This window comes from Myroides sp. WP-1, from assembly GCF_014145635.1.
Lineage (GTDB): Bacteria > Bacteroidota > Bacteroidia > Flavobacteriales > Flavobacteriaceae > Flavobacterium.
The window spans coordinates 38174-53674 of record NZ_JACHTC010000021.1; the positions used below are offsets into that span (position 1 = coordinate 38174).

General features: G+C 35.6%; 16 protein-coding genes. 12 read left to right on the forward strand and 4 right to left on the reverse strand.

The features are described from left to right. Window positions 1-9 precede the first annotated feature (9 nt). From H4K33_RS14555 to H4K33_RS14565, 3 genes are all read right to left on the reverse strand, one after another. Complete coding sequence (locus tag H4K33_RS14555) at window positions 10-1773, reverse strand: hypothetical protein (protein WP_182650263.1); 1764 nt, start codon at window positions 1771-1773, stop codon at window positions 10-12. A gap of 716 nt (window positions 1774-2489) precedes the next feature. Further along, window positions 2490-3116, reverse strand: coding sequence for a 2OG-Fe(II) oxygenase (locus H4K33_RS14560; RefSeq protein WP_182650265.1), 627 nt, complete (start codon window positions 3114-3116; stop codon window positions 2490-2492). 213 nt (window positions 3117-3329) lie between these two features. Next, on the reverse strand, window positions 3330-4256 hold the full coding sequence (locus H4K33_RS14565; protein WP_182650268.1) for a bestrophin family protein: 927 nt from the start codon (window positions 4254-4256) through the stop codon (window positions 3330-3332). Between the two features lie 446 nt (window positions 4257-4702). Here H4K33_RS14565 and nhaC point away from each other — a divergent pair, with 446 nt between their 5' ends. Then, a complete protein-coding gene (gene nhaC / locus H4K33_RS14570) occupies window positions 4703-6151 on the forward strand; it encodes a Na+/H+ antiporter NhaC (protein ID WP_182650270.1) in 1449 nt (482 codons plus the stop codon). A 40-nt stretch (window positions 6152-6191) separates the two neighbouring features. Here nhaC and H4K33_RS14575 read toward each other — a convergent pair whose 3' ends face one another. Next, entirely contained in the window at window positions 6192-7091 is a 900-nt protein-coding gene (locus H4K33_RS14575) for an AraC family transcriptional regulator (RefSeq protein ID WP_182650272.1), read from the reverse strand. A 141-nt stretch (window positions 7092-7232) separates the two neighbouring features. Between H4K33_RS14575 and H4K33_RS14580 the strand changes: the two genes are divergently transcribed. From H4K33_RS14580 to H4K33_RS14630, 11 genes are all read left to right on the forward strand, one after another. Further along, window positions 7233-7856 carry an urease subunit gamma gene (locus H4K33_RS14580; RefSeq protein ID WP_182650274.1) on the forward strand — a complete coding sequence of 208 codons (624 nt, stop codon included), beginning with the start codon at window positions 7233-7235 and terminating at the stop codon, window positions 7854-7856. A 21-nt stretch (window positions 7857-7877) separates the two neighbouring features. Continuing rightward, window positions 7878-9584 carry an urease subunit alpha gene (ureC, locus tag H4K33_RS14585; protein WP_182650276.1) on the forward strand — a complete coding sequence of 569 codons (1707 nt, stop codon included), beginning with the start codon at window positions 7878-7880 and terminating at the stop codon, window positions 9582-9584. Between the two features lie 393 nt (window positions 9585-9977). Next, complete coding sequence (locus tag H4K33_RS14590; RefSeq protein WP_002985718.1) at window positions 9978-10616, forward strand: peroxiredoxin; 639 nt, start codon at window positions 9978-9980, stop codon at window positions 10614-10616. Window positions 10617-10644: 28 nt separating this feature from the next. Continuing rightward, entirely contained in the window at window positions 10645-10953 is a 309-nt protein-coding gene (locus H4K33_RS14595) for a co-chaperone YbbN (RefSeq protein ID WP_060873367.1), read from the forward strand. A gap of 17 nt (window positions 10954-10970) precedes the next feature. Beyond that, window positions 10971-11228, forward strand: coding sequence for a hypothetical protein (locus H4K33_RS14600; RefSeq protein ID WP_002985723.1), 258 nt, complete (start codon window positions 10971-10973; stop codon window positions 11226-11228). Between the two features lie 188 nt (window positions 11229-11416). Then, window positions 11417-11950 carry an NADPH-dependent FMN reductase gene (locus H4K33_RS14605; protein WP_182650278.1) on the forward strand — a complete coding sequence of 178 codons (534 nt, stop codon included), beginning with the start codon at window positions 11417-11419 and terminating at the stop codon, window positions 11948-11950. Window positions 11951-12117: 167 nt separating this feature from the next. Then, the gene (locus H4K33_RS14610; RefSeq protein WP_182650280.1) at window positions 12118-13227 is read left to right on the forward strand and encodes an FUSC family protein; all 1110 of its coding nucleotides are present in this window, start codon (window positions 12118-12120) and stop codon (window positions 13225-13227) included. Between the two features lie 29 nt (window positions 13228-13256). Then, entirely contained in the window at window positions 13257-13598 is a 342-nt protein-coding gene (locus tag H4K33_RS14615) for a hypothetical protein (RefSeq protein WP_182650282.1), read from the forward strand. A 187-nt stretch (window positions 13599-13785) separates the two neighbouring features. After that, window positions 13786-14391, forward strand: coding sequence for a hypothetical protein (locus H4K33_RS14620; RefSeq protein WP_182650284.1), 606 nt, complete (start codon window positions 13786-13788; stop codon window positions 14389-14391). Between the two features lie 6 nt (window positions 14392-14397). Further along, window positions 14398-14697, forward strand: coding sequence for a transcriptional regulator (locus H4K33_RS14625; RefSeq protein WP_182650286.1), 300 nt, complete (start codon window positions 14398-14400; stop codon window positions 14695-14697). A gap of 53 nt (window positions 14698-14750) precedes the next feature. Then, the gene (locus tag H4K33_RS14630; protein ID WP_182650289.1) at window positions 14751-15380 is read left to right on the forward strand and encodes an inner membrane CreD family protein; all 630 of its coding nucleotides are present in this window, start codon (window positions 14751-14753) and stop codon (window positions 15378-15380) included. Window positions 15381-15501 lie beyond the last annotated feature (121 nt).

Here is a 15501-nt window from a genome sequence, read left to right on the forward strand (position 1 = left end):
AGTAGTAGCTTATTTGACAATTAATTTTTGAATGGATGTTTTGCTGTTGATGATAGAAACCAATAAATAGGTTGTTTTTCCAGCCAAGCGATAGGTATAGGTTCCCCCTGCAATCAGGCCGTGTTTCTCACGTTTTATAAATTTCCCTTCTAGAGTATAGATATAAAAATCAACGTATTTATCGGATTCAAAGAAGTAGTGCACCTTGAATTCTTCACCGGCCTTCACCGGATTTGGACTAACGAGCCACTGTTCATCCAAAGAACTAGATGTTGCCTTTTGCTTGTCGACCGTAAAACCAAAACGTTGATATTTTCCGCGTTGATCGGTCATTTCCAACGTAAAGCTACCAGGGTAATTCACGCGCAAAACAGGAGCTGTAGAAATAATCTTATCTCCTAAAAACCATCGATAACCGTAAAGGAGATCTGTTTGTTTGAGTTGGGGTTGAATAACGAGCATTTCTCGCCCATTCAACGCCCATGTTGTAGGCATAACAATTAAATCAGACTGCCCAAAATCTAAAGCAATAGATGCAAGGGTAGCTTGTTGCTGCTGGCTATCATTCACCTGAAAGGAATAAGTAGAAGTTGGTAATCCCTCCAAAGTAAAAGAGGTGTTCTCTGTGATGAAAAAATGCTGTTCTTGGGTAACTAAATCAACTGCTTGAATAGAAAAAGGAGGTTCTGCCTCACCATGGGTCAACAAGCGATAGGAACGATTTATTCCCGTACTATCTTGTTGGATTTCTATACTTAAAGGTTGAACACGTCCGATAGACCAATACATATCCGTTTGTCTATTTACGGCTATATTTTTAAAATTCAATTGCAGCGTATCCCCTTGATCATACGCAAACTCACTCCCAGCCGATGTATACAAATAATATTCGATGTCTTTTTCGGGTGTAACAGCTACAGTAAAATCAACAAGCATATCGTGTTCTCCTTTGTTCTGTACGAGCCATTGTCGTTTAAAGCGATTATTTTGGTTGTCAAACGCTTTTGCGCCGCCATTGTCTCCAACTAAGAGATAGCTTTGATCTAGTAGTTCTACTTGATCCTCTGATTTTTTTAAGACAACATCCTCCTCTTCATTACTGGAAGTAGCCACTTGTGTTAAACCAAAATAGGAATCTTTCGCCAAGCCTATAATATGGTTATTAAAAGAAGAATTCAGTTGAGAATCCCATACTTTTACTCCTGAACTACTCCAATATTTGTTAGTATTCGCTAAGGTAATTCCGTACTTTATCGCTAAATAGGTTTCAATTTTATCACGTAAAAAGGAATCCGCACAATCACTGCAGACCAAAACTTCGTACAAAGCTGTTGTAGCTTTATCATAGGTATTGTCCAAGTAGAAAATACCTTTGTCATTCTTGTTTTTGTACTCCACATTGGGAAAATTAAAATTGACCAATGCCCCGTGATGAAGATAAGACAAGTCGACGTTGACCTCTATGTTAGATTTAATCACATCCGTATAAAAGCTGTGTAAACCTGCAGTGTCAAAAATAGAAAAAAGCTTTTCTCCTTCTTTGCTACTTTTGAGCACGTAAAAAACATAGGTATAGGAAGAAGATTTGAATTTCTTATTCAATATTGGAAGCTCACTAGAAAAGGGAATGCGCGTATTGTAATTGAAGCCAAAGTCTACTTCTGTTGTTGACACACCTTTCACCCAAATGGGTTGATGCACATCATTAAATTTTTTTTGTCCAAAGCAAATGAAACCGCAAAAAAGGACGAGTAAGGAGAGTAAAGTTTTCATCTTAAGCTTGTTTTTATGTACTTGAGTAAGCTAACTGATTATCTCTTTTAAAAAAGATGATCTCTTTAGCTTCTGTTTAGGCACGTCGATTGAAATACTACTAAACATTGGATTTCTTTTTGTGAACTCAATTCATTTCTAGTACTGTATCTATACAAATTAAAAGACTTTGTTTTAGTTAATATTTAATTAAATTAAAGAAATACAAAAAACAATTTATTTAAGTAATCAAATAAAAATAGTGAAATTAGAAATTAATTATAACTAAAAAACAAAATTAACAGACAATACCGTATTAAAAATCATTTAATCCATAAACAAGTATAGTGATTTTTAATCAAAAACAGAATTAAGTGAATTAAAATACATTAAAACAATATAATTAACAGACAAAGAGGTTATAAACAAAAAAATACAGTTAATTAAACATTATTAAAACACTAAAAACAAGAAAACACATAAACAATTAACAAACCAATAGTCGCAAAAAAAAAGTAAACCTATATTTTTTTAACCAAAAAATGACAAAGAACATCATTAGTGACTACTGAACAATCACTTTATAACCAGACAATTTCAAAATAAATCGATATTCGCGAATTAAATTAGCATTTATCAGTTGAAGTTTATTTTGGAGAGAAGAGGAAAAGAGGTTCCAATAATCAAAACCTCTCTAAACTATGTCCATAAAAAAAAGTTAGGTTTCCCTAACTTCCTTATCTTGTTTTCAACCATCCCGTGATACTATAACGAGGTTTATTAACGGTTCGAACCTCGTGTTCGATGGATTTACTATCAAAAATCACCAATCGTCCAGGCAATGCATATACAATTTCTTCTCGTTCATTTCCGTTTTCATCGGGTAAATAGAGTACGAGTTCTCCCCCATTGGCGGGTGTCCAATCCTTTTCGTTTAAGTACAAAACCACAGACAGCGTTCGACGCGTATCTTTGTGAAACACATCTAGGTGACGTTGATATCCCGTACCTACTGGATAGCTTGCATAATGAAACTCCCCTTCTTTGATTCCCAAAAAACAAGTGCGATTGACATAAGCGATGAACTCATTCATCTTTTGGAAGTACATTGCCTCGACCTCATCAGGTGTTTGCTCGTTGAGCCACAAAATGAAATCACCTCTCACCTCCTCTACGATTTGCTCTTCACTGGCCTGACCAATTGCCGCCTTTTTAAATACTTGCAGATCTTGCTTCATGAAAAAGTTAGCGCGCAATAAGTCTATTTCCTTTTCCGTGAAAAAGCAATCTACCACGGAGTAACCGCGATTCACTAAATCGTGTATTATTAACTCATAAAATGAATTTACTTCAAAGTCACTCATATATCATTAGATAAAAACTAAGCAAAAATAATTTACGAGACAAAAAAAATAATGCAGACAAAGCACTTTTTTTTTACTTTACATTGTTAATTTTTTCTTAATAAGAAGAGTTTTATTAAAGTTACATATAGGAGAGAAATACCCAAATCATGAATAATTCACAAAAAAAGCACGCATTTTACGCGTGCTTTTTTATAGTATAACTAAAAACGACTATTTGACTATATAATCCTCATTTGGTAGCACCAATACAGGTAGTGGTAAATCCGAAACTTCGGAGAGTGAATAAGCAATAGTACTACACATTTGATCCAAGGCTAAATCGTTTTCTTCTTCGCCAAAAGGTTCTGCAATTTCATCCACTACGGCATCTAATGCAATAAAAGTATAGGCGACAAAAGTTACGAAAAACGGCATGGTCCACACAATGAGATCAACTAAGCCAAAGGGCAGTAAGAAACTATATACATAAACGGTTCGATGTAAAATAACAAAGTAGACAAAGGGGATCTTCGTATGAACAATTCGCTCACAAGCACCAAGAATGATAGACAATTGCTCAAGGTTTTGATCAATACGCGCTTGGGTAATCGAGTCTATTCGACCTCCTCTATGTTGTAGGTTGACCCATTTTGTCAATTCACTCAGTAAAAAAGCTGGCTTAAAACGTTTGGTTAGCATTTCTTGATACAGCTCTTCTGTTACATATGATCGAACAATTTCATAATCGGTCTTGTTTCTCAATTGCTTATTCAACGCATAACAAAAAGCAATAATCAGGCGAATGGCTTTTTGTTTTTCCTCCTTTGTACAGGTTTCATCTTCTTCAATATAATGCAACAACTGAAAAGCCAATGAGCGACTGTGGATCACCAAACTTCCCCATTGCTTACGCCCTTCCCAATAGCGATCATATGCCGCACTGTTGCAAAAACCCAAGAAAATCGCTAATGATATCCCAACTAAGGTAAAAGCTCCCACATTTAATGGTATGATGATATCTGGAAAAAAATAATGACTCCAATAGACCAACCAAGAAAAGAGAAAAATGGCCAATAGCGTGGGGGCAATTTTTTTAAGTACTGATCCTTTCCAAATAAAAAGCATCTGAACGATATGCTTTTTGTCTCTAACTATCATAGTTTTAAAAATTAATTCTATACAAAATTACTAGATCACAAGGGAATAACTGTTATTAAACGTTTAATTCGGTTGTTTTTTTGTTGTTTGTTTGTTTGTTTGTTTGTTTGTTTGTTTGTTTGTTTGTTTGTTTGTTTGTTTGTTTGTTTGTTTGTTGAGTTGTTGAGTGTCACTGATTGCTGATCACTGACTTCCATTTACACCTAGCAAGCTAACAAGAACTGCCTATAGACTATAGATGGATTTTCGAACATCTCACCATCTATCTCACCTAGTTTATATTTGTTTTGGTGTTCGATGAATCTACACTGCGTTTCGATTTTCACTGCGTTCCGATTTCACCATCTCACCAAACAATTTGGTATAGTTTATGCGGATAATAAACGAGTACTCATCAAAAAGAAGTACTTTTACTTTTTTATTCATTTGATCAAAACAATCTCGAAATGCAAGAAAAACAAGCAAAGCCTATTTCACTAACACAATCATTAATTCCTGTCGTATTACTTGTTGTTTTATTGGCTATTAACGTTTTTGTATTCCGGGATGAAGCCTTATCGGGAACGAATCAATTCATTTTGCTTTTAGGTGGAGCTATTGCCATAACGGTGGGACTATTCAACCGCGTATCGTATGATAAGATATTAGAACAAATTGTAAACAATGTTCGAGATACCTCCAATGCGATCTTTATTCTACTACTCGTTGGTGCTTTATCTGGTACATGGTTGTTGAGTGGAATTATTCCTAGTATGATTTACTATGGCTTAGAGATCTTGCATCCTGCTATATATCTACCCGCTTGTTTGATTATTACCTCTATTATTTCTATTGCAACAGGGAGTTCTTGGACTACTTCTGCTACGGTGGGTATTGCCTTGGTAGGCATTGGAAATGCATTAGGAATGCCTTTGGGTGTTATTGGTGGAGCTGTAATTTCTGGGGCTTACTTTGGAGATAAGCTTTCCCCTTTATCTGATACCACAAACTTAGCTCCTGTTATGGCCGGAACAGATTTATTCACTCATATCCGCTACATGCTCTATACTACTGTACCAACGTATGTCGTAACGCTCATTTTATTTGTTGTTTTAGGATTTATTTACAGTGCAGATGGTCAGGTTGACACTGCAGAAACCTTACAGGCGATTAGCAGTACCTTTCACATCTCTCCACTTTTGTTTATTGTTCCTGTATGTGTGATTGTTCTCATCGTCAAAAAAGTACAACCGATTGCCGCTCTACTAATCGGTACGTTATTAGGTGGAGTATTTGCCTTAATTTTCCAACCAAACATTGTCGTTGACGTCGCAGGTGGAGATGAATTCAATTTTTACAATGCATATAAGGGAATTATGTTAGCCCTTACCACAGATATCCGTATTCTTTCCCCACTAGAAAGTCTTAATGGCTTGTTTGAAGCCGGAGGTATGGCGAGTATGCTCAACACCGTTTGGCTCATCTTATGTGCCATGTTCTTCGGAGGAGCCATGGAAGCTATCGGTGCTTTGCAAAAAATATCCATGTCGCTCTTAGCAATTGCCAACAACTTATTTGGTTTATTTGCCAGTACTGTTGCAAGTTGTTTAGCAATTAATATCATGACTTCAGATCAGTATTTATCCATTGTTGTACCAGGGAAAATGTTTTCTGATGCGTATAAACAAAAAGGACTTGCTCCTGAAAATTTAAGTCGAACACTTGAAGATTCAGGTACTGTTACTTCTGTACTAATTCCGTGGAATACTTGTGGTGCGTACCATGCTGGCGTTTTGGGAATTCCTACATTAACTTATTTACCTTATGCCTTTTTCAACTATTTAAGTCCGTTCGTTACCTTGCTGTACGCCGCTTTTGATTATAAAATAAGACGCATCTTAACCAAAGACAATTAGTTGTTCTTTGTTAGTAAGCGACATTTATCCCAAATAATTCTTAGCCATTATTTATCGAAGTAAAAGACCATACACCTCGTCTAAATTCATGAGGAGATACCCCCATTTCTTTTTTAAAAAACTTGGAAAAATAACTTGGCGAAGGAAAATGCAACTCATAAGCAATTTCTGCTATGTCTAGATTTGAATTATGGAGGAGTAATTTAGCGTATTCCAGCGTTACTTCGTTGATAAATTGTTTGGCAGAGCGCCCGATGACCTTTTTTATACAGCGATTCAAATAATTCTCAGAAATACACAGTTGATGCGCGTAATAACCTACTGACTTCTCTCGTATATGAGATTCAATAACCAATTCCTTAAACTTAAAGGCAATTTCTAAATCCCTTGAATTAAATGTATAATGATCGGTATAGTAGTTTAAGCGAGATAGTATAGAATAAAAAATAGGCACGTAAATACTCGGTCTATTTGCCGTTAGACCCAATTCGCCGTACAACAGAAGCATACTCGCAGTTAATGCTTGACTATCATAATAGTCTAACGCATAGTAAGGCATATACTTGACTTCTTCTTTTTTGTCATGCATCAACAAGTATTGCGTAAAAATATCCGATTCATAGAGCACTATAAACCCCTTAATGTCTTCTGATAAATTTTGGGTAGCAGTCCAAACCCCTTGCTTCACATGAAGACATTCTCCTGCACTAATGCGGTAATTTTGAAAATTGATCAATTGTTCAAATTCGCCATGGGTAACAAAGATAATCAAGCTAAATGCCGTTCGATATGGACTTACAGGCTTCACTATTCCCGTTAAGTATTCTTCTATTTTATAAACTTGAAGCGAATTTGTATTGCTTAATATCGCAAAATCGAGATAGGGTAAGTATCTTTTTTTATAATCGTAACTAGATAAAATCGTAGCAACATCTTTCATATAAAAGTACAGTAAAAATACGCCTAAAGATAAGCAAAAAAACAACAGTTTAGCATGGCATGAAAAAGGAAACTATTCGCATGATATAGCTATTTACAGGTGCTCAGTTGAAAACTACTTTTGTACAAAACTTTTAAAACTATGTATTTAACTCACCAAGAAAAGGAGAAAATGCTTCTTTTATTTGCAGCTATTGTTGCGAAAAGTAGAAAAGAAAAAGGACTAAAATTGAGCTATCCAGAAGCGGTTGCTTATTTGTCTGGACATATTATAGAGGGAGCACGAGAGGGAAAAACGGTACAACAACTCATCGAAGAATGCAATCAATTGCTGACAAATGAAGATGTTATGCCTGGTGTTCCAGAGCTAATCACAGAACTACAAGTAGAAGCGATGTTTGTTGATGGTACAAAATTAGTCTCCCTCAACAGCCCTATCCCATCTGCAGCATCTGCAACCTTACCTCCAGGAGCCTATGCTTATGCGGCAGAGGACATTATCTTATCAAAGGGACGAAAACGCGTAGAAATAACCGTAGTTAATACTGCTGACCGTCCAGTACAAGTGGGGTCACACTTCCACTTCTACGAGGTAAATCCGGCCTTAGTCTTTGATCGTGAATTAACGAAGGGCTATCACCTGGATATTGCGTCAGGTTTATCCATTCGATTTATGCCTGGAGTTCAAGAAACAATATCACTTGTTGAATACGGAGGAGATAAAATCATTCACGGTTTTACAGGAAAAATAAATGGTTCGATTTAATTTAAAAGAGTAAGAAGTAAAATGAAAAAAATATCACGTAAAGAATATGCTAGTTATTTTGGACCAACAACAGGAGACAAAATACGTTTAGCAGATACGGATCTTTGGATCCAAATTGAAAAAGATTACACCACCTATGGAGATGAGTTGATTTTTGGAGGAGGAAAAGTAGTACGAGATGGCATGGGACAACATCCTCTAGCCACTAAAGATCAAGTATTAGATACGGTTATCTCTAATGCTATTATCTTAGATCATTGGGGGATTGTTAAAGCGGACATTGGAATCAAAAACGGCTGTATTGTTGGAATTGGAAAAGCTGGAAATCCATTAACCATGGACGGTGTTTCACCCAATATGATTGTAGGTGTGGGAACAGAGTATATTGCAGGTGAAAATCTGATTGTTACAGCGGGAACGATCGATACCCACGTTCACTATATCTGTCCTCAACAATTTGACGTTGCACTTCAATCAGGTACAACAACCGTTGTGGGAGGAGGTACCGGACCAGCTGCAGGTACTTTAGCAACAAACTGTACATCGGGTGCATGGCATTTACAACGCATGGCTCTAGCTACTGATAAAATTCCTGTAAACTTCATCTTTTTGGCTAAAGGCAATAGTTCAAGTGCAGATGCCTTAAACGAAATTGTTACTGCAGGTGCAGGAGGAATGAAAATTCACGAAGATTGGGGAAGTACACCGTATGTATTAAACAAATGTTTAGAAGTAGCAGATCAAGCGGATATACAAGTATGCATTCACACGGATACACTAAACGAAGCAGGATTTGTTGAAGACTCTCTGCGCTCATTCAATGGACGATCCATTCACACCTATCACACAGAAGGTGCTGGTGGTGGCCATGCTCCTGATCTGCTAAAAGTGGTGGAATACGATAATATTTTACCGTCTTCAACTACACCAACTAATCCTTTTACGATCAATACCATTGACGAACACTTGGATATGATGATGATATGCCATCATTTGGACAAAAACATTCCAGAAGATATCGCTTTTGCTAAATCGCGTATTCGAGAACAAACCATTGCAGCAGAAGGAATTTTACACGATATGGGAGCTATATCTATGATGAGTTCTGACTCACAAGCGATGGGTCGAATTGGAGAAGTAGTAACGCGCACTTGGCAAATTGCGGATAAAATGAAAAAAGATTTTGGTCCGCTACAACCAGATACTGTAAATGACAACTTCAGAGCCAAACGCTATGTAGCAAAATACACAATTAATCCTGCAATTACGCACGGTATATCAGAATATGTTGGTTCTATTGAAGTTGGGAAAATGGCTGATTTAGTTTTTTATCGACCTTGTGCTTTTGGAATAAAACCAGAAATGGTTCTCAAAGGAGGAGTCATTGCTTATGCAGGAATGGGAGATCCTAACGCCTCGATTTCAACACCTCAACCCTATATGTATCGTCCTATGTGGGGAACATTTGGCAAAGTAGTAGGTGAGATCTCTGCCCTATTCGTAGCACAACAAGCCATTGATCACGGTGGATTACAAGAATTAGGCGTTGAAAAAGCACTAAAAGCCGTAAAAAATACACGTCAAGTGAAAAAATCTGATTTGATTCACAACGCGAGTCAACCGCATATTGCAATGAATCACGAAACTTATGAAATTCACATTGATCAAAAACCAGTTTCTATTCAACCTTCTCAATCACTACCATTAAGTCAATTATATCATATTTAATTTTTTTATGGGACGATGTTTAACTGATTTTTTAATGGGTCTTTGCTCATCGTCCTAATCTTTTTTTCAGCATGTATAACTATTAATTTTTTAAAAGGAGCGAATCACAAATTCGCTCCTTTTTTTTGAACAAGCACCACTTCTCATATGAAAAAAAATTTATAACAAATTCTTCACATCACAAGTCTTAAATAATTCGTATATTTAGTCTCGTCGAAATTAGTTTTACGGTTCAAGGTAAATATAGGATTTTCACTTCTAACTATAGATATATCTTATAGTAAAATAAAAAACAATAATCAAAAATAATAGTATATACCAGATCTGTGAACTACTTTTGTAGTAGAAAATAAGAAAGGAAAAACAAATATTAACTTTTAAAAAATAAACATTATGTCTTTAGTAGGTAAAAAGTTTCCAAACATTACAGTAGATGCAATTTCAGAAATGGGTGATAATTTAAGAATCAACATTTTCGAAGAAGCGACAAAAAATAACAAAAAAGTATTATTATTCTGGTATCCAAAAGACTTCACTTTTGTATGTCCTACAGAATTACACGCTTTCCAAGAAGCTCTTCCTGAATTTGAGAAAAGAAATACAATGGTAATTGGAGCATCTTGCGATACAAACGAAGTACACTTTGCATGGTTAAACACAGCAAAAGACAACGGAGGTATTGAAGGAGTTACTTACCCAATCATTGCTGATACACAAAGAAACTTATCTTCTGTATTAGGAATTTTAGATGTAGAGAGCGAAGTATACAATGAAGAGTTAGATTCAGTTCAAATTGAAGGATCAAACGTTACATATAGAGCTACGTACTTAATTGACGAAACAGGAAAAATTTTCCACGAGTCAGTAAACGATATGCCATTAGGAAGAAACGTAAACGAGTATGTACGTTTAATCGATGCTTATACACACGTTCAAACACATGGTGAAGTATGTCCAGCAAACTGGGAAGAAGGAAAAGATGCAATGAATGCTGACAGAAAAGGTGTTGCTGATTATTTAAGCAAACACTAATCAAGTATTAACGTAAAAATTTAAAAAAATGCTTTTAGAATTAGATCAAGATAACTTACAAGAAATTGTAGGTCAAAATGAAAAAGTAGTTGTTCAATTTTCAGCTACATGGTGTGGTAATTGTAGAATTATGAAACCGAAGTTTAAAAAACTTTCTACAGAAAAAGAGAATATCACGTTTGTAATTGCAGATGCTGAAAAATTCCCTGAATCTAGAAAATTAGCTGACGTGAGTAATCTACCAACATTTGCTACTTTTGTAAATGGAAAATTAGTGAACCAAACACAAACGAATAAAACAGAAGTTTTACACGAATTGGTTGGTGAAATCGCTTAATCCTAAATACTACGAGCATGAAATTACCTGTAATTAAACATTTGACTCAATTTATTGAGCAAAATGACCAAGATTATATCATTGAAACCCTTGAAGTATTGGAAAACCTTACGGAAGTGCCTTCGTTAAAAGACGAGGAGTTAGACGTAATTGGCGAATTAATTTCCAATATGTATGGTGCACTAGAAGTTCAGAAATTAATGAAAGAAGGTGCTACGCAAAAAGAAGCCTTAAACAGCTTCATGCAACGCGTACTCGGGTCAATCGACAAATAATAACTAAAGCTGCGAAATCTAGGTTTCGCAGTTTTTTTTTATTCTTTCCTTTTTTTACTAGTACTTAGGATATTCATGTCAAGTACCTAAAATAAATCCACTCACCTTCCCTACTTCTTATCCTAGATTAAGTATTTTTTCACGGTGTCTCTTCTACCTTTGTAAGACAATAAAACAACATTCAACCTATGAAAATTACAGCTTTTGCGGCAACAAATAGCACGCAATCCATAAACCTAGAATTAGTAAAAAGCGCTTTACATACTTTTCAAGATCACGAAATACAAGTATTAGACCTCAACGATTATGAAATGCCTATTTACTCTCCAGAGCGAAACCAAGAAGGTATTCCTGCAGAAGCATTGGCATTTAATCAGCTATTAAAAGAAAGTGATGCATTAATTATTGGATTGGCCGAACACAACGGTACATTCAGTACGGCATTCAAAAACATTTTTGATTGGGGATCACGTGCTGATAAAACGCTGTTTCAACAGAAACCCATGCTTTTATTATCTACTTCACCCGGACCTAGAGGTGGTCAATTTGTAATGGAATCAGCCAAGACAATCTTTCCCTTCTTCGGTGGAAATATTCAATCTCACTTTTCTTTACCGAGTTTTCAAGATAACTTTAAAGATGGTAGCATCACGAATGATCTCTTACAAGTGGAATTTGAAAAAAGCATAAACGAATTCAAATCCATTCTTCACCAAAACTAAAAAAGGGCTGATCGTTATTCAGCCCTTTTTTAGTTTTCCTAATTTAATAAAGTACTCATCCTCAATTGCAATTCGCCCTCACATGTTGTACCTTTGCCCTTGTTTTAATTTCGCATTTAAAACACCAACAGTTTATCTCTTTTTAAACTGTAAATTCGATTTCAATCATGAGAAATAGTCTCTTCGTTCAATTGCTAACACAAGAAAGTAAAAATCTATTCAAACTCAAACACAGTGATCGCTTGTGGCACATTCCATTCATGGCAATGTTTGCTATTGGAGTTCCCTTATTAGCAGGTTGGTATTTCGACAATTTACAAGCCGGATTATTAGCCTGTTTAGCCGGATTGGTGATCTTGTATCTCCCTTCCAATCTTCCAACTCCTCAACGCATGTTTATCATGTTGGTGTGTTCGTTTGGTTTTATGTTCTCTTATGTCGTAGGCGTGAGCTTCAGTTTTAATTTTATTGTATCAGCTCTGGTTTTTGGTTTGTTCGCTACTGCAATGCATTGGCTATCACTCTATTTCTCCATGCCTCCGCCAGGAAGTTTTTTCTTTATCATGATTGCTTCAATGGCGAGTAATACGCCTTTTGACTTTGATACCATTGCCACGCGAATTGGCTATTTCGTTTTGGGAACTATGTTTGCTTGTACTTTAGCCCTCATCTATAGCTTTATTGTTGGACGAAAATACACCTCTAAAACTCCAGTGCGTATCATCCAACCTGTCCCTATAAAAACACAGGTAGATTATCTGATTCGCGCCATCATTGTGGGCGTTTTTATGTCGCTTTCGCTATTAATTGGAAATGTATTACACTTTAATAATCCCTATTGGATTCCCATTTCTTGCTTGGCTATCATGCAGGGTATTTCCCTTTACCACGTTTGGCAACGAGCCTTACACCGCATTGCGGGAACTTTTATCGGAATTGGTTTGTGTTGGGTGTTAATTTCGATTTCACAAGAACCGCTATACTTGTGTATTTGCATTATGCTTTTACAGTTTATTATAGAAATATTCATTTCTCGAAACTATGCACTTGCGGTGATATTTATTACTGCTTTAACTGTTCTACTAGCTGAAGCTGGCAGTCCTTTGATCCACTCTCCGAACGACTTGATACAAGCGCGTTTGATTGATATTGTTATCGGAAGCTTATTGGGAGGAATTGGCGGTTGGCTGTTACACCACGAGTACATAAGACACCATACCGTTGATCAGATTAGAAGTACGCGCATTGGGATAAAAAGAAGACGAAAAAAAGCGTAATTTACACTTGATTCTGCTAACTTACATGTATGAAACACTTTTCTCTCATCTGTCCTTGGCTACCCAAAAACATAGCTGCCCTGACGTTGTTTCCCTTTATCATCTATAAAAAGAGAGATTACACAGCAGATGCCATTCTCCTGAACCACGAACGCATTCACTTGCAACAGCAATTGGAACTACTCATTCTGCCCTTTTACTTGTGGTATGCGGTGGAATTTCTCATACATTTCACCCAATTAAAAGACAAGAGAAAAGCCTATCGCGCTATCTCTTTTGAACGAGAAGCTTATGCCAATGAAGCGAATCTTTTATATGCAGAGCAACGTAAAGCTTATTCTTTTTTAAAGTATCTATTTAAAAAGCCCTAAACTAAAACGGTCTTTGGTTCGTATAAAACACTAAAATTACAAGCTTATTTCCCTCCTCACTTTCTAATTTTTCAACTCATACAGACAAACCTAAAAGCTACTCTTTGCTTTTGAAGTAATTTTTTATTCTTAATTTGTATTTTGTTTCATTTATATTTTTAACTTTGCTTTTCAAAGTACTTTACAAATGAGCACAAAAGCAATTGAAGATTTACAACAAATCAAGGCAATCATGGAACGCTCCACTAAATTTTTAAGTTTAAGTGGTTGGAGCGGTATCTGGGTAGGAATATGTGGTCTATTGGCTAGCGGTATTTTATATAGTTGGAAAATGGATTTCAATTATACTGAAAATTCGAATTACAGTGCTTTTAATCTTTTAGCCTTGGCACTTGTAACTTTAGCTGTTGCATTGGGTGGAGGACTTTATTTTACCATTCAAAAGACAAAAAAACAAGGAGCTACTTTTTTTAATAAAGTAACCAAGCGACTATTACTTCGCTTTTCCTTTCCTCTACTAATTGGAGGTATTTTGTGTGTTATTCTCTATACTAAATTTTTATTGCCTCTAACATTGCCATCAACCATCTTGTTCTACGGCCTTGCTCTCTATACTATTCAAGAAGATACGGTAAAAGAGATTAAAACCATGGCTTTACTAGAAATACTTATTGGCTTATTGGCTTTCTGTTTTGTTGATTACAGTTTATTGTTTTGGGCGTTTGGCTTTGGTGTTATTCACATTCTTTATGGTATTATCCTTTGGAACAAATACGATAAAGAACTAAAGTAGTCTTGAATGAAATTTGATATTGAAAAATTAAATAAAGTATTCGATAATCGTATTCGCGTTGGAATCATGAGCGGACTCATGGTTAATGAAACTTTGTCTTTCAAAGATTTAAAAGATTTTTTAGATCTGACGGATGGCAACTTGGCTTCACATTTAAAAAATTTAGAAGACAGTCACTATATTACAGTACATAAAGGATTTATTGGTCGTAAAACAAATACGGTTTACGCCGTTACTGAAGAAGGTAAACTAGCCTTCAAACAACACCTTGCCTATTTAGAAAATTTAATCAAAACATTAAAATAATTTTTTTTAACCTTTAACTTTGAAAAACAAAGTACTTTTAAAAATAAAACAACATGGAAAAAGAAACAAAAAAACACCTTTTTAAAGGGATTGCTATTGCAGCATTATCTTTGGGATTACTAATCTTAATCCCAATTATTGGTTCTATTATTTCAGAACGCACCCGCTTTCAAACGGAAGTTATTCAGGAAGTATCTGAAAAATGGGGCGCCCAACAAACACTTTATGGTCCATTTTTACTCATTGAATACCGAACGCCAACCTTAGGAGATCATCAAGAAACACTTTATCAACGTAAACAAGCCATCTTCTCTCCTACCCTACAAACCATAACAGGTAATGTGGTGACTACGACGAAGAAAAGAAGTTTATATCATGTTACTTTATTCAATACAGATTTATTAATTGACGCTCAATTTGATCCTCAGGAGAAACTATTGGCTTCACTAAATATTAATGACGAAGCTTTTGTTATCAGTAAAAAAATTATCTATGGTATTTCTGATACAAAGGGACTTTCAGAAGAATTATCCTTAGCTGATGCACCCAATAAAACCTTTGCTTTAGATGACAATTCCATTCTTTATACAATTCCATTTCTGAGCATTGAATACAGCAAAGAAGAGCAAACACCAACGAGAATCAAACTTCCCTTAAAGCTCAAAGGCTCAGCGAATTCTTGAATTCAACTTATAAATGCAACTTTTTGGGTGCGGATAATAAGCAATAAAAACATTTATTTTTCAGAGAGGAAAGAGAGACAATGTCCCCCTTTCTCTCACTCTGAATGGATAAAGTTTGCTA